The organism is Tichowtungia aerotolerans, from assembly GCF_009905215.1.
GTDB lineage: Bacteria > Verrucomicrobiota > Kiritimatiellia > Kiritimatiellales > Tichowtungiaceae > Tichowtungia > Tichowtungia aerotolerans.
The window spans coordinates 1,900,825-1,919,585 of sequence record NZ_CP047593.1; the positions used below are offsets into that span (position 1 = coordinate 1,900,825).

Annotated in this window: 13 protein-coding genes; 7 read left to right on the forward strand and 6 right to left on the reverse strand. The window is 56.2% G+C overall.

Annotation, left to right across the window (positions count from 1 at the left end):
- Nucleotides 1–138 precede the first annotated feature (138 nt).
- The 3 genes from GT409_RS07760 to GT409_RS07770 all read left to right on the forward strand — a co-directional run bounded on the left by GT409_RS07760 (nt 139) and on the right by GT409_RS07770 (nt 5,898).
- The gene (locus GT409_RS07760) at nt 139–888 is read left to right on the forward strand and encodes a hypothetical protein (RefSeq protein WP_160628532.1); all 750 of its coding nucleotides are present in this window, start codon (nt 139–141) and stop codon (nt 886–888) included.
- Between the two features lie 11 nt (nt 889–899).
- Entirely contained in the window at nt 900–4,109 is a 3,210-nt protein-coding gene (locus GT409_RS07765; RefSeq protein ID WP_160628533.1) for a polysaccharide lyase family 8 super-sandwich domain-containing protein, read from the forward strand.
- A 109-nt stretch (nt 4,110–4,218) separates the two neighbouring features.
- A complete protein-coding gene (locus GT409_RS07770; protein ID WP_160628534.1) occupies nt 4,219–5,898 on the forward strand; it encodes a mucoidy inhibitor MuiA family protein in 1,680 nt (559 codons plus the stop codon).
- Between the two features lie 137 nt (nt 5,899–6,035).
- Here the strand turns inward: GT409_RS07770 and GT409_RS07775 are convergent, their stop codons facing one another.
- From GT409_RS07775 to GT409_RS07785, 3 genes are all read right to left on the reverse strand, one after another.
- Nucleotides 6,036–6,260 carry a hypothetical protein gene (locus tag GT409_RS07775; protein WP_160628535.1) on the reverse strand — a complete coding sequence of 75 codons (225 nt, stop codon included), beginning with the start codon at nt 6,258–6,260 and terminating at the stop codon, nt 6,036–6,038.
- Nucleotides 6,261–6,503: 243 nt separating this feature from the next.
- Nucleotides 6,504–7,940, reverse strand: a complete 1,437-nt coding sequence (locus GT409_RS07780) for a sodium:solute symporter family transporter (protein ID WP_160628536.1) — start codon at nt 7,938–7,940, stop codon at nt 6,504–6,506.
- A complete protein-coding gene (locus GT409_RS07785) occupies nt 7,937–8,929 on the reverse strand; it encodes a tRNA dihydrouridine synthase (protein ID WP_160628537.1) in 993 nt (330 codons plus the stop codon). The genes GT409_RS07780 and GT409_RS07785 overlap by 4 nt, the downstream gene beginning before the upstream one ends.
- 72 nt (nt 8,930–9,001) lie before the next feature.
- Here GT409_RS07785 and mvk point away from each other — a divergent pair, with 72 nt between their 5' ends.
- A complete protein-coding gene (gene mvk, locus GT409_RS07790) occupies nt 9,002–10,006 on the forward strand; it encodes a mevalonate kinase (protein WP_160628538.1) in 1,005 nt (334 codons plus the stop codon).
- Nucleotides 10,007–10,078: 72 nt separating this feature from the next.
- On the forward strand, nt 10,079–10,966 hold the full coding sequence (locus GT409_RS07795; protein WP_160628539.1) for a mevalonate kinase family protein: 888 nt from the start codon (nt 10,079–10,081) through the stop codon (nt 10,964–10,966).
- An 11-nt stretch (nt 10,967–10,977) separates the two neighbouring features.
- On the opposite strand, the gene gltA is transcribed toward GT409_RS07795, so the two are convergent.
- From gltA to gdhA, 3 genes are all read right to left on the reverse strand, one after another.
- Nucleotides 10,978–12,471, reverse strand: coding sequence for an NADPH-dependent glutamate synthase (gltA, locus tag GT409_RS07800; RefSeq protein WP_160628540.1), 1,494 nt, complete (start codon nt 12,469–12,471; stop codon nt 10,978–10,980).
- A 14-nt stretch (nt 12,472–12,485) separates the two neighbouring features.
- Nucleotides 12,486–13,319, reverse strand: a complete 834-nt coding sequence (locus GT409_RS07805) for a sulfide/dihydroorotate dehydrogenase-like FAD/NAD-binding protein (RefSeq protein ID WP_160628541.1) — start codon at nt 13,317–13,319, stop codon at nt 12,486–12,488.
- Nucleotides 13,320–13,419: 100 nt separating this feature from the next.
- Nucleotides 13,420–14,757 (reverse strand): NADP-specific glutamate dehydrogenase, encoded by a 1,338-nt coding sequence (gene gdhA, locus GT409_RS07810; protein WP_160628542.1) that lies wholly within the window; start codon nt 14,755–14,757, stop codon nt 13,420–13,422.
- Between the two features lie 188 nt (nt 14,758–14,945).
- On the opposite strand from gdhA, the gene GT409_RS07815 reads away from it, so the two are divergent.
- Both GT409_RS07815 and GT409_RS07820 read left to right on the forward strand, forming a co-directional pair.
- Entirely contained in the window at nt 14,946–15,950 is a 1,005-nt protein-coding gene (locus GT409_RS07815) for a DUF128 domain-containing protein (RefSeq protein WP_160628543.1), read from the forward strand.
- Between the two features lie 127 nt (nt 15,951–16,077).
- Nucleotides 16,078–18,678, forward strand: a complete 2,601-nt coding sequence (locus tag GT409_RS07820; RefSeq protein WP_160628544.1) for a PEP/pyruvate-binding domain-containing protein — start codon at nt 16,078–16,080, stop codon at nt 18,676–18,678.
- Nucleotides 18,679–18,761: the final 83 nt, after the last annotated feature.

An 18,761-nucleotide genomic window follows, 5' to 3' on the forward strand; every position in this document is an offset into this window, starting at 1 on the left:
AATCAACAGAAAGGTCGGCAGTCTTTTACACTTAAATTCACAGTTCAAGTTTACGGTTAAACTCCTCGACGCTGCTTCTTTACGTGTGTTCTTAGAAATCATGCGTACGATATCGTGTTCAGAAAAAGAGGGGGTATTATGAACAAGATTAAAGTGTGGTTGGGCGCAGTGGCAATTGTGGGAATATTCGGAAACGCACTGGCTGTGGATGAAGCAGGTGGGTTGGTGTTTGACTCTGTAATCTTCTCGGAAAATTTTGATGCATATCAGGCGGATCGGGTTCTTCCCCGCGGCAAGGTCTGGAAATCTGTTTCGTCAAAAGAGGAGAAGGACTGCGTGGTGTTGGTTCGGGCGGACGAAAACAATATATTCGGAGGTGCCGGCAATAAATATCTTCAGATCGATGATAACTCTACGGATATGGCTGCCCGTGTATTGGCAAAAAATGTTCCCGGGTTCAGTTCAAAGCTGTTTCGCATGAGTTTTGATTTTTATGAGCCGGATAACAGCAAAACCGGTGCGTTTGGTTTTCGGGCCGGTGTGGATTCCATTGCAAAAAGTGATGAGACTGTAGTGAATGGCGTTCAGCTTTCGGATGGGAAATCGCGGCCGGGAGCTGACTATTCCCTTGGTGAAAAACATCATATGGATCTTTATATCAATGAGACCGGCGAACGGATTTCTTATATGGCCCCAGATGGAAGTTCAATGCGCCTTAAGTCGGAGAACTGCGCTGTCTGGATTGACGGGATTTGTGTTGCAAAGGGCGCGGATATTCAGCGGTCTCTCAAAGAATCTGTTGCCGCGACCGGTTTCAAGCTGGAGACTTATTCCAGCTCAAAGCAGGAAGTCTGGGTTGATAATATTGAAATTGCTGTAGCTCAGTAATGGAGAATCTTATGACAGGTAAAGTGATTTTATGGGTCGGGTTGATAGCAGCATCGGCATTCGCTGCGCCAGTCAAATTCTCGCAGGTGGTTTTTCAGGACAGTTTTGATTCATATGAAACCGGTTCTGCGCTTCCGGATAAAGGCGGATGGACCCGTGTGGAGGCAAAGCCCGGACGGGAAACCTATGCGGAAATTCGCGAAGAAGCCGGAAGAAAAATTCTGCAGGTTCGGGACAACGGAAACGCCGCGTTGAGGGTTGTTGCCAAAAACATCCCCGGACTGGATTCGAAACTGGTGCGCTTCAGCGCCGATATCATGGAGCCGGACAACGGCCTTGACGGGTCGCTTGCCATCAAATTCGGTATCGGTGAAGCCTCGGCCAAGGAGGGGGCGGTAACCGTGGGCGGAATCCGTGTCGACGGGGAGAAACTGCGTCCCGCCGGCTCTGGAATCTACGTGTTCGGACAATGGTTTCATATCGATGCCTATTTTAATGAAACATCGGAAGGCATGGAATATATCGGGCCGGATGGCAGTACATCTTTTCTTGGATCCGGCCTGATGGATCTGTGGGTGAACGGCCAGCTGGCCGCAGGTAATACATTACAGGACCGTACGGTTGAGAGTCTCACAGCCATCAGAAGTTTCCGGATCGAGACTTTTTCGTCGTCTTCCCAGGAGGTCTGGTTCGACAATATCGAGATCGCGGTTCCGTCTGACCAGAAAGTGATCATCGAAGCGCCGGTCAAGCTGTCGATCTATGAGCCGCGGGTCTATGCGCCGGTTAATCTTTCGTCTTCGCAGATCGTTGCCGAGCAGCAGCGTATCAAGCAGCGGTATACACAGTTCCTGATCGGAACAGACCAAACTTTTATCGGAAAATTCGGAGCCGAGGTCGCGGCGGGTTTCTTTGACCGGATTGAGGGGCCGATTGCCAAAGCCATGGCCTTTGATTACTCCAAAGACGCAGGGGAAACCTTTCATATTTTTGAAAACGATCCGGGATATAAAGAGGAGTTTGGCGTCTACTCCCAGATCCTTCAGCAGTTTGTGCTCGCGCTGGCCTACGGGTATACCGTCAACATTCCGGACAGCCCGTATTACAAAAACCCGGACGTACTCGCCGCCTACCTGAAATGTCTGGATTATCTTTACGGACGCGGCGTGCGCGATGGAATGACCTTTCACTACAATGTACATCGCATGCATATGGACGGTGCGCCGCAGCCGGAAAACGGTGCGGGCAACATCGTTAAAATGGAGCTGCGCATGGGTGCTTACTGCCAGTCCGTGCTGCTGATGGAGCCGTACTTCAAGGATACGCCTGCCTTCAGGAAGGCTCATGCGTTGGTTCGCCACCTCGAAATGCTGGGCAAAACCTCCGGTCATGTCCGCTACTACGATCCCTATGTCGCGCCGCCTGCTTTCAAATATCTTGCGCAGTCCGATGCCATGCAGAACTACGGCGATACGACGCTTGTTTCTGCGCTGCTTGAAACCGACCCGCAACGCATTGCCGATATGCTGCTTGAAACAAAACGTATCTATTCGGACTCGCTCAGTGTCGTTCCCGGCTGGGCCGACACCATCAAGCCCGACTTTACCGGTTTTCATCATCGCGGCATCTATGGCAATGCCTACACCGGCGGCTTTATTCCGCAGGCAGCCTTCGGCGTGTACCTTCTTTCCGGTACCCCCTATGAAGTGCGCCCAGAGTCTGTTGAAAACGTTAAAAAGCTCATCAAGACCTACCGGACCTATTGCCAGAAATATTCCATGCCGTTTGGCATTCGCGGCCGTATGCCCGAAAATACCCACAATATCAACACGCAGGTCTTTCCCGGCATTCTCATCTATGCTTCTTCGCTCGGGCTCGATGACGATGAAATGAAAGCGGTCTTCGGGCGCCTGTGGGATCTCGACCAGGTCACCCTCGAGTTCCTCTTTAACGGCGGGCGCGGAAAGATTTTCCGGGGCATGTACTGTCTCGACATGCTTCGCCAGCTCGATGCACTGGCTCCTTCTGCCGAGCCCGACCCCAACGGCTTCTGGTTCAAACCTTACGGTGGACTCGCCATTCACCGGCGCGCCGACTGGATGGCTGCAGTCAAAGGCTACAGCAAATACATTTGGGACTATGAAAACGGAAAAAGACTCGAAAACATATACGGACAGTATTTCAGCCACGGTTCTTTTACGCTGTTTACCGAAGGCGACCCCGTCAGCGATATCGCCAGCGGTTACGACCTCCGCAGAGGCTGGGACTGGTACCGTATGCCCGGCACCACCGCAGTCCATTTTCCCATTGAGCCGCGCGGTACTCTCGAGCATCGACAGTTCAGCCCCGAGACTTTTCTGGGCGGGGTCTCTGTCGACGGGCAGAACGGTTTGTTCAGCATGATCCTCAACCAGGAAAAATTCGGTGACGGAACAGAAATCGACCTGAAAGCCAAAAAGAGCATCTTCTTTGTGGATGACACCATCCTTCTGCTCGGCTCCGGTATTTCCGGCGGCGACGGAAAGCACGCCGTGGAAACCACGCTGTTTCAGTCCGTGCTTCCCGACGGCTCTGCTTACGCTGTTCCCGACGGGGTGTTGACCGATCCGGCAGGCAATACGTATCTTGTTAAATCCGGCAAACTGAAGAGTCGGGTCGGAAGACAGGATTCCTATCTCGACAACGGCAAAACCAAAACCTCCGGCAACGTTGCCGTCGCATGGATCGACCACGGCCTCGCGCCGAAAAACGCCTCCTACGAAGCCGCCATCGGTGTGCGCGGCGCAGAGCTCGCGCCGTACGAAGTGCTTTGTGCCGACGACCGGATGCATCACGTCCGCTTCCCGCAGCAGGGCATCGATGCCTACGCGATTTTCCAACCCCTGGAAAAAATGCTTCCAAACATTGGAACGGTTGATGAGCCCTGCCTGATCATGACCCGGGAAACTTCCGACGGCATCGAACTTTCGCTCGCCAATCCCGATATCGGACTGCTTCCAAAAGATGCTCCGATGCCCACCTTCAACTGGTTCAGCGAAGACGACAACCAGTATCTTCCCGCTCAGCCGCGGCCTGTCGAACTCACGCTCAACGGCAAATGGCATCTGACGGGATCTCCGGAGAAAGTGAAAATGGTTTCTCAGAAAAAAGGAAAAACCGTTCTTCGCTTCGACTGTCTCAACGGCATGGATATCCACGTAAAACTTGTCAAAGGCGAGTGACTTTTTGAGCCGGCGAAATCCTGCGGCGGTAGATTTCGGTTTTTCTTTTTTTCAATTGTTTGGAAAAAAAGAAAAGCCCCTGTAGGCTGAACCGCAACAGGAGGTCGGTATGAAAATGTGGTTTATTGTTCTGGGGATTTTTGCGGCAGCAGTTGGCATCCGAGCCGATATCGTTGCGGACTCAACCATTAAAGAGGTGACGGTGTTCCGGGACCGTGCCGCGGTAACCCGCATAGCGACCGTTTCGCTCCAGGCCGGATCCAACCGGGTTCGTTTTGAGAATCTGCCGGATCGCACCGCTCCCCACAGTCTTCAGGCGGTAGGGCGCGGCAAGGCTGTGCTGGCCGATGTCCAGTTCAAGGCTGAAAGTTTTGAATCCATTCCGGATGAAGCCCGCAGGGCGCTCTATGCCCGGCGCGATGAGTTGCAGATCCGCATGACCGGGCTGGAGGACACGCTGGCCCGGCTCAAAAAGCAGAAAGATTTTCTCGATCAGATCAGCCAGAAAGTCACCTTCACCGCCGCGCGCGAAGGCGAGCTCGAACTCGACCCGGCCAAGTGGGATCAGATGCTTACGCTCTACGCCGACCGCAGCGCGCAGTACGATTCCGAACTTCGGAAAACTGAAGCCGACAAAACAGCGCTCCGCAAAGAACTCGATAAAGTCGAGGCCGATATCCGCGAAGCAGGCTACAACGCCAACCGCAAAAAAATCCTGGCAGAGCTCGAGCTGCTGGCCGATCAGCCCGGCGACGTGACCGTTGAACTGACCTATATGGTTTCCGGTCCGACCTGGGCCCCCGGCTATGATGTGCGGGTCGATACGAAAGCCCAGAAAATGGCCGTTTCCTATTACGGCAATATTCGTCAGTCCACCGGCGAAGACTGGAACAACGTGCAGCTCAGTCTTTCGACAGCCAACCCCGGCCTCGGCGGGCAGCACCCGGAACTCAAACCGTGGCGGATCGATGAACAGCGGCCGCGCACGTACGGTTCATCTGCTCGTCTCAGTAAATCACGCGCTCCTATGAAACAAATGTTTGAAGGATCGATGGATAATGTGATGGCATTGGCTGAGAAAGCTGAGTTTGAGCCGCCCCCCACGATGGAGGTCCGGAAGGCGGAGGTGGAATCCGGAGCCGGAGCTGTTGTTTTTGTGATCCGTGGTGACAGCTCTATTGCCGCCGACAACGTATCGCATCGTGTTTCTGTTTCTCAGGATGCCTTTGGTGTAGCCCTGCGCTATTCCACCGTGCCGAAGCTTTCGCCGGTGGCATATCTCAAAGCCAAAGCGGTAAATCATCTGAATTATCCACTGCTGCCCGGCCGGGCGAACGTGTTCCTGAATGACAGCTTCATTACGGAATCCAGTATAGAACTGATTGCTCCGCAGGAAGAATTCTGGACCTTCCTCGGCGCGGATGAAGGCGTGAAAGTGGAGCACAAACTGGTCAAACGCTATCGCAGCACCGAAGGCCTCACCGGACGCACAACGCGCTACCAGTTTGTCTACGAAATTGAACTGCACAATACGCATTCTGTCGCCGAAGACGTTGTCGTATGGGATCAGATTCCGATGTCCGGTTCGGAAAATATCGAAGTGAAGCTGGTTGAGCCCAGAATTGCGAAAGACAGCGAGCGGATTAAAATCAACGAAGACAACTTTATCGAATGGCATTACGTTCTGAAGCCCAACCAGAAAGTCACCATTCCGTTTGAGTTCTACGTGGATGCCCCCGCCGGCACCGACATCGATGGTCTCGGCAACCTGAACTTCAGCAGGCAGTAGGTAATGAGTGCAGAACAGCCTTCCTGAAGGAAGGCTGTGTGGCAATGATGCCCCATCGTGTTTTGGAAAAAACTGTAGCCGTTCGCCTGTGGCGAACGAGTCGCCCACAGGGCGACTGCTGCAAAATAATGATTATTTCACCGGCGTTGCTTTTTTAATTGTTCCGGAGCGAGCATTTCTTCGACCTGCTGCCGGGTCAGCAGCTCCGGTTTCTGGCTCTTGAGATATGCATAGCGCCCGAGCAGTCCGGTCCAGACGATGATCAGAAACAGCAGAAGCCAGAACTTCTCTTCGCCAGTCAGCGAAAAACGCCCTCGCGCCCAGATGATCAATTCGTCCAGCGCTGGCGGCAGTTTTTTCATGCAACAGAGATTAATTGTTTTGCCAAGGTCTGGAAAGGTTAAGGTAAAAATTTCCAAACATTGGAATCTGTAGGCGCGGGCGGTGATCGCGCCCAACGTGCTCTGCTGTAATATGAACAGAGATTAACAGCAGCAGGACCCTGTTTTTCTAAGTCATCAAATTACATTGCTTTGGTCGGCAATGCAGCAACCTTTTTGTGGCCTTTCTGGCGAGCCTCTTTTTCAAATCCAGTGTCTCTGACTTTACAAACCTGACGGTCTGGGATCAGGAGAAAACCCCGCTGAAATAGACGAAAACAACACGGACTGCACGAAGGTGGCGGCGAAGCCAAACGGGAAATACCAGATCCATGAAACCTCGGTGCGCTGGAGCCAGAAGGTGAATATGATGCCGATCACAGCGGCGGGCAGCCACGCTTTAAACGAGCCTCGCTTGGTCAGCAGTCCGAACAGGAACAGAGCGAGCACCGGTGCGCTGAACAGCCCCATAAACGTCGCGAAGGTTTTAATGATGCCTTCGGCCTTTGCCACGAAAAACAGCATGACCGAAAGCCCGGTCGCCAACCCGCCGAGCACCGCGGTGACGATTCGCGCACGATGGACGGGCCGCTTACCTTCGCCGATAAAGTCGTGCACCACCACGGTCGCCATCGAGTTGATGCCGGAGTCCATGCTCGACATGGCCGCCGCAAAAATGGCGGCGATCAGCAGTCCGGAAATTCCGGAGGGAAGGGCGCTGATGATGAAGTGCGGAAAAATTTTATCACCGCTGATGGTTTCCGGGAGCAGCCCCGGATTGAGCTCGTAGTAGGCAAACAGTCCGAGACCAATAAAGAGCAGCAGACTGATGATGCAGAAGTCGACGCCGGCATTGAAGGCGATGGCTCGCGCCATGCCGCCCTTGGTTTTGGTGGAAAGCAGCCGCTGTACGGTTACCTGGTCGGTTCCGTAGTCCTGCATCATTTGGAAGAAGAAGGAAATCGCCACGCCGGTGAGCGTCATGCGCCACAGGCTGAGCGAGCCGTCGAGCTGCAGGTGGTCGTGCGAATGCGCGAACGAAAGGATGCCGCTCATGCCGTCGGGATGTTTCACGCACAGTACGCCGGCGACAAAGATCGCGCCGCCGATGAGCATCACGAACTGTACGACGTCGGTCCAGAGCACGGCGGCCAGTCCGCCCGCAACGGTGTAGAGCGTGGCCAGCAGGCCCATCAGCAGAATGCTGGCGAGCAGCGGCAGGCCGGTGGCGATCGAGAGCGCCATCGCCGGCGCGTAGATGACGGTGGCCATCCATCCGAGTCGCGCCAGCAGGAAGAGCGCGGCGGCGGTTTTGCGCGCGACCGGACCGAAGCGGATGCCGATGTATTCATACGACGTCGTGATATTCAGCTTTCGGTAGACCGGGTAGAACAGAAAAATCAGGATCGGCGCGAGCAGCGGGCTGACGATGGCCACGGCCAGCAGTGTGACGTTGCTGCGATAGGCGAGGCCGGGCAGGCCCATGTAGGTTACCGCGCTGGTCAGCGAGGCATACATGCTCATCGCGACCGCGAGCCACGGCATATTGCGGCCCGCCAGAAAGAAGTCATTGGCAGTTTTCTGCCGCCCTGCGAAGCGCAGTCCGATCCAGACCATCACGGTCAGGTATGCGAGAAGAACGGCGAGGTTGATTGCATTCATGCCGTCCACTCCGCATCCGCCAGATATTCGTCCAGGATTTCATGATAGGTCGTGAGGCGGTGGCATTTTTTGACCTTCTTCAGGAATTTCCGGGCATTGGAAAGATTCTGGCCCGGATAGCGCCAGAATTCTTTCATTTTTCCAAGCATTGGAAGATCGCCGTCGATCACGGTGCGATAGTTTTCAAACACCTCGTCGTGAAACGCCTTCAGCCGGCCAATCGGGTTTCCGATGTCCGGATTCCCGTTTTTGATCTGCTCGCACAGAAACGGATTCGCCAGCAGTCCGCGGCCGAGCATAAACCTATGCACCCCTATGCAATAGGGTTCCAATGCTTGGAAAAAGGCGAGGGTGAAAATATCGCCGTTGTAGCAGACGGGATGCTGGATGAGTTCATAGGCTTCGGCGAAGGCGTCGAGGTCGACGCTTCCGTCATACATTTGCTCCGCTGTGCGCGGGTGGATGATCACTTCGCTGAGCGGATGGCGGTTGAGCACTGGAATCAGGTTGAGCAGATCTGATTTGTCCGAAATTCCGAGTCGCACTTTGACGGAAATGTTGCACGGGCTTTCGGCGCAGATGGTTTCGAGCAGGGCGTCGATTTTTTCGGGGTGCGGCAGCAGGCCGGAGCCGCGGCCTTTGTTGCGGACGGGTTTATGCGGGCAGCCGAGGTTCCAGTTGATTTCTTCGTAACCGAGGTCGTGCAGGGCTTTGGCCATGTTTACAAACTCGGCGGCGTCTTTGCCGAGCAGCTGCGGAATCAGCGGCAGACCGGAATTATTCTCCGGCAGAACATCCTTCAAAAGCTTCGGGTTGATCTTTTCTGCGGGTACAGTGGTGATGAACGGCGCCATTTCGGCGTCCAGGCCCTGGAAATGGCGTACGAAAGCCTTGCGGTAGTGCATCGTGGTGACTCCCCGCATCGGTGCTAGAATTAAAAACGGACTGTGCATGTCCGATACATGCCATAAATCGATGGTCGGTTCCAACTCCCGCCTGCGGTTTTAGCGTGGTCCAAAGGATTGTTTTTTTTAAGATATGTATGTTTAAATACGCACGAAATGAAAGCAATTGCTCCAGGCAAACTGATTCTCAGCGGCGAACATTCGGTTGTGTATGATCGGCCCGCCGTGGCGATGGCGATCGACCGCAGTGTGGTTGCCACCATTGAGGATGCCGATGATGATCAGGTATCGTTCGATCTGCCGGATATTCAGGAACACGATTCGTTCACGATGCTGGCCCTGCAGGATTTCAAACGGCGGGCACAGACCAACTACCGTTTGTTTCTTGATGGAAAGCTTGGAATTCGGGATGTGCTCTACAAGCCGGTCGACCTGTTTAAGTTTGGATTCATTACGTTGCTGGACGGGTTGCACCGTTCTCTCGACAGCGGCATTGTGATTCAGCTCAAATCCAACCTGCCGGTCGGCAGCGGTCTGGGCTCGTCTGCCGCCGCCGTGCTCAGCGAGCTGCGTGCGGTCGGACATTATCTGCGTGTCGATTTTAAACCGGAGTGGGCCTACGAGTTCAGCCTCGAATCCGAAAAGCTTCAGCACGGGCATCCCAGCGGCGTCGATTCCTACATTTCTCTCTACGGCGGGTGCGCTGCGTTTGAGCAGGGTAAAGCCCGTTCTGTTCCGCTCCCTCGCATGAAGATGTATCTGGTTGAAACCGGCAGTCCGGAAACGACTACCGGCGAATGCGTTGTAAATGTGAAGCAGCGTTTCGAAAACGATAAAATCTGGAGCGATTTTGAATCCGTTACCCGCGAGGTCGAAAGCGCAGTGCGCGAAAACAACGATGCGCTGATGCGTTCGCTTCTGCGTGAAAATCATCGCCTGCTTTGCCGCATCGGCGTGGTGCCGCAGAAAGTGCAGCAGTTTGTGGCCGATGTAGAAGCCGCCGGCGGCGCGGCAAAAATCTGTGGGGCAGGATCAACCAAAGGCGAACGCGGCGGCGTTGTGCTTGTGCTGGCCGACTTTATGCCGAGCGCGCTGGCCGAGAAATACGGCTATACCGTTTCGCCTGTTCGCGGCGATCCGCTGGGCACACGGATTGTCTGATTCAATCTGTGTAGCCGTTCGCCTGTGGCGAACGAATCGCCCGCAGGGCGACTGCTACAGAAACGGATATGTATGAACCAATTGTTAATCAAAACATCAGCACCTGGATCGTTAATGTTGCTTGGCGAACATGCTGTGCTGCACGGTCGGCGCGCGCTGGTGTGCGCGATTGATCGGCGCATGACCGTTTCGCTCTCGCCGCTCGCCAAGCCCGTTTTGAAAATTGATTCCGCGCTGGGGCAGTACGAATCGCCGCTCGCCGATTTGGCAGACCATCCCGATTTCCGTTTTGTGCTCGATGCGGTAAAGCAGTATCCGCTGGAGCGGGGGATTGAGTTGAAAATCGAATCCGAGTTTTCAAGCGACATCGGATTCGGATCATCCGCTGCAGTCACAGTGGCGACGCACGCTGCGCTGATCGGAAACATTCAAAACAAAATCGATCTGTTTAAGCGGGCGCTGGCGACGGTTCATCGGGTGCAGGGGCGAGGATCAGGATCGGACGTCGCGGCCAGCGTTTTTGGAGGCGTGGTTGCCTACCGCGCAGACCCGCAGGAAATTCATCCGGTCTGCGAGGAGTTTCCGCTGACTGCGGTTTATTCCGGCTCCAAAATGAAGACGGTCGACGTGATCCGTTATCTCGAAGAAAAACGAGCTCACAATGCGGATTACTTTGAGAGGATTTTTGACCGCATGGATGCCAGCGTCGGCGAGGTGATGGAAGATTTTTCGCGACTGGGCGACATGCTGGTTCTCAATCAGAAGCTGATGGCTGAGATGGGGCTCTGTAACGCCGCGCTGGCGGACATTATTCAGCGGTTCGGCGAGCAGAAGGTTCCGGCCAAGATATCCGGATCCGGCCTCGGCGACTGTGCCATCGGCCTGGGCGACTTCCCGGAGTCCGGGACGTATAAAAAATACGCCCTGCGTGTGGTCACACAGGGCGTACAGCTGGATTAGGGAGTTTTTTCTTAGTCCTTGGCCAGCATTTCATTCATCGCCTTTGCGGCTTTGCGGCCTTCACCCATTGCGAGGATGACCGTTGCTGCGCCGAGGACGATGTCGCCGCCGGCAAAGACGCGGCTGAGCGAGGTTTTTCCGTTTTCATCCGCGACAATGTTGCCCCACTTGTTGGTATCGAGGCCGGGCGTGGTTTGGCGAATGAGCGGGTTGGAGTCGTTTCCGATGGCGACAATCACTGTGTCGAGATCGATTTCGAACTCGCTGCCCTCAATGGCGATCGGACGGCGACGGCCCGAATCGTCGGGTTCGCCCAGTTCGTAACGCAGGCATTCGACGCCGCTCACCCAGCCCTTTTCATCGCTCAGAATCCGTTTGGGATTTTCGAGGAAGTGGAAGATAACGCCTTCTTCCTTGGCGTGGGCAATCTCTTCCACACGCGCCGGCATTTCTGCTTCGGTGCGGCGATAGATCAGGTGGACCTCTTTGGCGCCGAGGCGTACAGCGGTGCGTGCGGCATCCATGGCGACGTTGCCGCCGCCGAGCACGGCGACTTTTTCCGATTCAAAGATGGGGGTTTGTGCCCGTTCTTTGTCGTAGGCGCGCATCAGGTTCGAGCGGGTCAGGTATTCGTTGGCGGAGTAGACGCCGACAAGGTTTTCGCCCTCGATGTTCATGAAGCGCGGCAGGCCGGCGCCGGTTCCGATGAAGAGCGCGTCGAACCCGTCCTGCTCGAGCAGGTCGGTAATCTTACGCGTGCGGCCGATCACAAAGTTGGTACGCAGCTCGCAGCCCATGGCCAGCAGGGTATCGATCTCTTTCTGCACGATGGCTTTGGGCAGGCGGAATTCCGGAATGCCGTATACCATTACGCCGCCCGGTTTGTGAAACGCTTCGAAAAGAACTACGTCGTGGCCTTCGCGGCGGACGTCGGCGGCGACGGTCAGTCCGGCGGGGCCGGTGCCGATGATGCCGACTTTTTTGCCGGTTGCCGGTTTTACGGTCGGCTTTTCAACCAGTCCCTGCTCCCGTTCCCAGTCTGCGACAAAGCGTTCGAGACGTCCGATGCTGACCGCCTGGTCGACCGATTTGAGTGCTTTGCCGACCGTGCAGGGCGCCTGGCACTGCGCCTCCTGCGGGCAGACGCGGCCGCAGACTGCGGGCAGCAGGCTGCTTTCTTTGATGACATCGACGGCTTTCTTGTTGTCGCCTTCGGCGATCGCTTTGATAAAACCGGGAATATTGATGCTGACCGGGCAGCCTTTTACGCAGGGTGCGGTTTTGCACTGCAGGCAGCGCTCGGCTTCGATGCGTGCCTGAGCGGGCGTATAGCCGATGGCGACTTCTTCCATATTGGAGCGCCGCACCATCGGATCCTGCGAAGGCATTTCCTGCATCGGAATGGCCATTCGGTCTTTCGGGGTCAGCGGTTCCGTGCGGGCGTTGAGATCGTTCAGTACGTTTTCGGCATCAGCGGCCAGTTTTTCGGCGGGAATATAAGTCATGATGTTGCTCCGGATTATGGGTTGTCAGGCATGCAGCGGCACTTGTGGGCCTCTTCCTGCTTTTTATAGGAGCCCAGCCGGTTGATCATGTTGTCGAAATCAACCAGATGGCCGTCGAACTCCGGGCCGTCGACGCAGACAAATTTGGTTTCGCCGCCGACCGTCACGCGGCAGCCGCCGCACATGCCGGTGCCGTCTACCATGATGGTGTTGAGCGAAACCTGTGTGGGCACTTCGTAGGGGCGCGTGGTTTCGACACAGAATTTCATCATGATCGGCGGGCCGACCGCCACCACCAGATTCGGGCGAGGATCCTGTTCGCACAGTTCCTTGAGCGGTTCGGTGACGAGGCACTTGCGGCCGTAGGAGCCGTCGTCGGTGCAGACGATCAGTTCGTCGGCCATGGCGCGCATTTCCTCTTCGAGAATCATCAGTTCTTTGTTCCGCGCACCCATGATAATGGTGACGTGGTTGCCGGCCGCTTTCAGGGCCTGGACGATGGGGTGCAGCGGAGCGACTCCGATTCCGCCGCCGACGCAAACAACGCGTCCGAAGTTTTCAATATGAGTCGGTGTGCCGAGCGGCCCGACCAGTGCGGCGATGTCGTCGCCGGCATTCAGCTGCGCCAGCTTTTTGGTTGTGTCGCCGACCGCCTGGAAAATAATGGTGATGGTGCCGGCGTCTGCGTCCGCATCGGCAATGGTCAGCGGGATCCGTTCGCCGTAATCCTCGCATAGCTGAAGGATGATAAACTGACCGGCCCGGCGTTCGCGGGCAATCAGCGGAGCATCAATCTGCATCTGAAAGACGGTTTCCGATAGCTGTTTCTTTTCAAGTATTCGATTCATTGGTCTACACTCCGGGTTAACAAAAAACCTCTCCGCCAAGGCGGAGAAGCTGAGTCAACCATCCGGCGGGCTGCTAAGCAACCCGCCGTTATTTGTTTTTTTAAACAATGCCCTGGTCGAGCATCGCGTCGGCCACTTTTGTGAATCCGGCGATGTTCGCACCCATGACATAGTTTCCGGGCTGGCCGTATTCTTCGGCAGCGGCGCGGGCCGCTTCGTGAATGCTGACCATGATGCCGTTCAGTTTGCTGTCGACTTCTTCGCGGCTCCATTTCAGGCGCATGGAGTTCTGGCTCATTTCCAGTCCGGAAGTGGCCACGCCGCCGGCGTTGGCTGCTTTGCCGGGGCCGTAGAGGATCTTGCTCTTAACGAAGAGCTCAGCCGCTTCCGGGGTGCTCGGCATGTTGGCGCCTTCGCTGACCAGGAAGCAGCCGTTGTCCAGCAGGACTTTCGCTTCGTCGCCATTGATTTCGTTCTGTGTGGCGCACGGGAATGCGCAGTCGCATTTGATGCCCCACGGGCGCTGGCCTTCGAGGTATTCGGCGCCGAATTTCGCAGCGTATTCGCTGATGCGTCCGCGGCGAATGTTCTTGAGTTCCATCACCCAGGCAAGTTTTTCGGCGTCGATGCCGTCTTTGTCGTAGATCGTTCCGCTGGAGTCGGAAAGCGTCACCACTTTGCCGCCGAGCTGCGTGATCTTTTCAACCGCGTACTGCGCGACGTTACCGGAACCGGAAACGGTGCAGACTTTGCCTTCGAACGTGTCGTTGCGGGTTTTGAGCATTTCTTCCGCAAAGTAAACCGCGCCGTAGCCGGTCGCTTCCGGACGGATCAGCGAACCGCCCCAGCCCTGGCCCTTGCCGGTAAGAATCCCGGTGAACTCGTTGCGGATGCGTTTGTACTGGCCGAACATAAAGCCGATTTCACGGGCGCCGACTCCAATATCACCGGCAGGGACATCGGTGTCCTGGCCGATGTGGCGCTGCAGTTCGGTCATGAAGGACTGGCAGAAGCGCATCACTTCGGCATCCGACTTGCCTTTCGGGTCGAAATCGGAACCGCCCTTGCCGCCGCCCATCGGAAGCGTGGTGAGTGAATTCTTAAAGATCTGTTCGAAGCCGAGGAACTTCAGGATGCTCTGGTTGACCGTCGGGTGGAAGCGCAGTCCGCCTTTGTACGGGCCAAGGGCGCTGTTGAACTCAAAGCGCAGGCCGCGGTTGACCTGGCAGTGGCCTGCGTCGTCCATCCACGGAACCCGGAAGATAATCTGGCGCTCCGGCTCCACGATGCGCTCCAGGATTCCAGCCGCTTCGTACTGCGGATTCTTTTCCAGTACCGGTCCCAGCGAGTCCAGCACCTCGCGGACAGCCTGCAGGAACTCAGTCTCCCCGGCGTTTCGCTGAGAGACCATTTCCCAGACGCGTTCTACATAATTCATAATCACTCCTTCTCGTTAACAGTTATCCGGAATTGCGGCAATTCATTGCCGCTGTTCTGACACTCTTCTGCCGTCATGCGGGGAAAAGCTATAGCCTAAAAAGCACCTCGGGGCAAAACGATTTGTCAAAAAGCTTGCAGCTGAAGCGATTATCGGCAATTTTGCCGTTATTTGGAGAGGGCCCCCTTATGGACAAACGCGCAAAGAAACGATTGGCAATCCTGGACATTTTGCATCGCAGCACCGATTCGCTCAGCAGTACCCGCATCACCGAGCTGTTGAACGCACAAGGGGTGGATATTAGCGAGCGCACGGTGCGGCTTTATCTGCAGGAGCTCGATCAGGAGGGTTTCACCGAAAACCGCGGGCGCCGCGGGCGCGTCATCACCGACAAGGGTAAAAATGAGGCCGCCGCCTCGCGCGTCCTCGAACGGATCGGCCTGCTCTCCGGCAAAATTGACGCCATGGCCTACCGCATGGACTTCGATCCCGCCCTCCGCCGCGGCTCCGTCGTTGTCAATGTGTCGGTCGTTCCGCTTCCGGTAATTACGGCAAAACGGCTTGAGCTGATTAAGAAGGTATTTAGTAAAGGATATTCGATGGGCACCCTGTTGACGCTGTTCAAGCCGGGCGATCCCGGGGCCGGCATCACCATTCCCGAGGGGCACATCGGGATCGGGACGGTTTGTTCGATCACACTCAACGGCGTGCTGCTCCGCCGCGGCATCCCCACCTTCTCGCGCTTCGGGGGACTGCTCGAACTGCACAACGGCAAACCGACCCGCTTCGTCGATATCATCCATTATGACGGAACCAGCATCGACCCGCTCGTCGTCTTTATTCGCAGCGGCATGGCCGACTACGTCGGCGCCGTCACCGACGGTAACGGCCTCATCGGGGCCAGCTTCCGCGAGTTTCCGGCCGACAGCATCGAGGCGGTTCACAGCATTTCCGAACAGCTCGAAACCATCGGGCTCGGCAGCCTGCTCTGCTTCGGCAACCCCGGCCAAAGCCTCTTCGGCGTACCGGTCGGCCCGCAGCGCGCGGGAGCAATCATCATCGGCGGGCTCAACCCGATGTCGATTTTTGAAGAGACCGGTGCGCGCATTCAATCGAGTGCACTTTCGAGCCTGATCGACTTCAACCGCCTCTTCCATTACACCGAGTTCGAACAGCGTCTCGCCGCATTTTAACTGCGGTCGGCGGAAAAACGCTAACGAACGTTTCCCAAGACTGGAAAAATAAGTTATACCGCTTCCAAGGTTTGGAGGCCCGGCGGCGACCCGCGTCAACGGGGCGGAAACCGGAAAGGAACGCGGTATGAATTCGACCGATGCAACTCTGACCACCGGACTTCCGGAGCTCGACAAGGTTCTGAAAGGCATTCTGATCGGCGACAACATCGTCTGGCAGATCGACTCTGCCGACGAATATCATGAGCTCGTCACTCCCTTCTGCCGGGCGGCGCTTACAAACGGCAGTCGGCTGATCTATTTTCGTTACGCCCGCCATCAGGCTCTGGTTACGGAGAACGAAGGCGCTGAAGTGCACGAACTGGACCCCGAGCAGGGCTTCGAGCATTTCATCGAGCAGATTTGCGCAGTGATCGAAGAGGCCGGGCCGGGAACGTTTTACGTGTTCGACTGCCTGTCGCGCCTGGCGGTCGACTGGTACTCCGACGAAATGCTGGGCAACTTTTTCATGCTGACCTGCCCCCATCTCTTCGACATGGAAACGGTCGCTTACTTCGCGCTCTACCGCAACTACCACACCTCGCGCGCCGTCGTCCCGATCCAGAACACGACCCAGCTGTTTGTCGATGTCTACCGCCACAGGGGCGATCTCTATGTGCGGCCCATCAAGGTGCTGCACCGCTATTCGCCCACCATGAACATGCTGCACGTGCGGCGCGGCGAATCCTTCAGCCTCGTCACCTCCAGCGCGGTCACCTCGGAGATCATGACTTCTGCCAAATGGTCTGGCCTGAACTCCGACAGCAGCCTCGGCTTCTGGGAATCCTCCTTTCTGCAGGCGCAGGAGCTGATGGCATCGGGCGACTACCGCCCCGACCTGCCCGAGCGGGGTAAGAATCTCTACGAAAAACTCGTGCGCATGGTGGTCTCGCGCGACGCGGGCATGCAGAAGCTGATCGCCCGTTACCTCACTCTGCAGGATATTCTAGATATCCGCAAACGGATGATCGGCACCGGTCTGATCGGCGGAAAAACCGTTGGGATGCTGCTCGCGTGCGCTATTGTGAAAGGGAGTGATACGCGTTTCGTTGAGCTCATGGAGGCGCAGGATTCTTTCTTTATCGGTTCGGATGCGTTCTTTTCTTTTTTGGTAAGCAACGGCATCTGGTGGGTGCGGCAGAATCAGCGCGATCCGGATAAATTTCTCGAGGGTGCCGATGAGGCGCGACGGCGCATCATCACCGGCACGTTTTCCGCCCACATCATGAAGCAGTTTGAGGAAATGCTCGACTACTTTGGCCAGTCTCCTTTCATCGTGCGTTCCAGTTCGCTTCTCGAAGACAACTTCGGCAACTCCTTTGCCGGAAAATACGAAAGTGTTTTCTGTGTCAATCAGGGGCCGCGCGAGCGGCGCATGCAGGACTTCCTCGCCGCTGTTAAGCGGATTTATGCCAGCTCGATGAGTGAGCAGGCGCTGCGCTACCGCGCGCGGCGCGGTATGCTCGAGCGCGATGAGCAAATGGCCCTGCTGGTGATGCGCGTCTCGGGCACGATGCATGGGCGCAGGTTTTATCCCGAAATCGCCGGCGTTGGGTTCTCGTTCAATCCGTACGCCTGGCACGAAAGCATCGACCCGCAGGCCGGCGTCATCAGGCTGGTGTTCGGGCTGGGTACCCGCGCCGTCGATCAGGCCGACGACGATCACACCCGGATTGTCGCGCTCAACGCGCCCGACAAGCGGCCGGAAGCCAACTTCGACGAAGTGGCTCAGTACACCCAGCGGCGCGTCGACTACCTCGACCTCGAGGCCAATCAGCTCGTCTCCGGTTATTTTGAAGATGTCACCGGAGAGGCCAGCGGCTTGCCGCTGGATGTCTATACCAGCATCGATCGCAGTTTGCCGCGCGATGCGCCGCCGAGGCGAATTCTCACCTTTGAGCAGCTGTTATCTAAAACGTCTTTCGTGAATGATTTGCGGGAGATACTCGATACCATAGAGACTGCCTATGATTACCCGGTCGATATCGAGTTTACGGCCAACTTTATGGAAAACGGAGAATATCGAATCAATCTGCTGCAGTGCCGCCCGCTGCAGGCGAAGGGTTCGGAAGCCATTAATCTGCCCGAGATCAATGTGCCTGTCGAAGACCGGATTGTCGAAGCGCGCGGCGCGGTCGTCGGGCAGAGCCGGTTGGGGCAGATCGGGCGCTTTATCTATATTGTTCCCGAGCGCTATGCGCAGCTTCCGGTTAATACCCGCTATGAAATTGCCCGGCTGATTGGCGACATCAATCGCGCCGAAAAAGAGAACGTGCCCGAAAACGTCATGATCATCGGGCCCGGCCGCTGGGGAACCAGCAGCCCTTCGCTCGGCATTCCTGTTTCTTTCTGCGATATCAACACCGTCACGATTCTTTGCGAGATCGTCGCTATGCACGATACCCTCGTGCCGGACGTTTCGCTCGGAACCCATTTTCTCAATGAACTCGTCGAGCTGGACATGCTTTATCTCGCGCTGTTCCCCGACAAGGGGCAAAACTATCTCAACACCGCGTTCTTTGAAGAGGCACCCAACCGCTTACTGGATCTTGTCCCCTCCGCTGGAAAATGGGCGGATACCGTGCGGGTGATCGATGCGGCCGATGTCGCCGGGCGCGGCGCGATCCGTATCGTGGCCGATGCCCTCGGGCAGACAGTGAGCTGCCACTTCGTGCCGGTCGATTCATGAGCAGAATCGTTGTGATGTAAAAGGGTCGTAAGCCATAGAAAAGGCCTTGGGCGAAAACCCAAGGCCTGCGGTTTTAAAGGCGA

Coding starts and splice junctions, on each gene's coding strand:
- GT409_RS07760 (WP_160628532.1), top strand. CDS start 139: ATGAACAAGATTAAAGTGTGGTTGGGCGCAGTGGCAATTGTGGGAATA.
- GT409_RS07765 (WP_160628533.1), top strand. CDS start 900: ATGACAGGTAAAGTGATTTTATGGGTCGGGTTGATAGCAGCATCGGCA.
- GT409_RS07770 (WP_160628534.1), top strand. CDS start 4,219: ATGAAAATGTGGTTTATTGTTCTGGGGATTTTTGCGGCAGCAGTTGGC.
- GT409_RS07775 (WP_160628535.1), bottom strand. CDS start 6,260: ATGAAAAAACTGCCGCCAGCGCTGGACGAATTGATCATCTGGGCGCGA.
- GT409_RS07780 (WP_160628536.1), bottom strand. CDS start 7,940: ATGAATGCAATCAACCTCGCCGTTCTTCTCGCATACCTGACCGTGATG.
- mvk (WP_160628538.1), top strand. CDS start 9,002: ATGAAAGCAATTGCTCCAGGCAAACTGATTCTCAGCGGCGAACATTCG.
- GT409_RS07795 (WP_160628539.1), top strand. CDS start 10,079: ATGAACCAATTGTTAATCAAAACATCAGCACCTGGATCGTTAATGTTG.
- gltA (WP_160628540.1), bottom strand. CDS start 12,471: ATGACTTATATTCCCGCCGAAAAACTGGCCGCTGATGCCGAAAACGTA.
- GT409_RS07805 (WP_160628541.1), bottom strand. CDS start 13,319: ATGAATCGAATACTTGAAAAGAAACAGCTATCGGAAACCGTCTTTCAG.
- gdhA (WP_160628542.1), bottom strand. CDS start 14,757: ATGAATTATGTAGAACGCGTCTGGGAAATGGTCTCTCAGCGAAACGCC.
- GT409_RS07815 (WP_160628543.1), top strand. CDS start 14,946: ATGGACAAACGCGCAAAGAAACGATTGGCAATCCTGGACATTTTGCAT.
- GT409_RS07820 (WP_160628544.1), top strand. CDS start 16,078: ATGAATTCGACCGATGCAACTCTGACCACCGGACTTCCGGAGCTCGAC.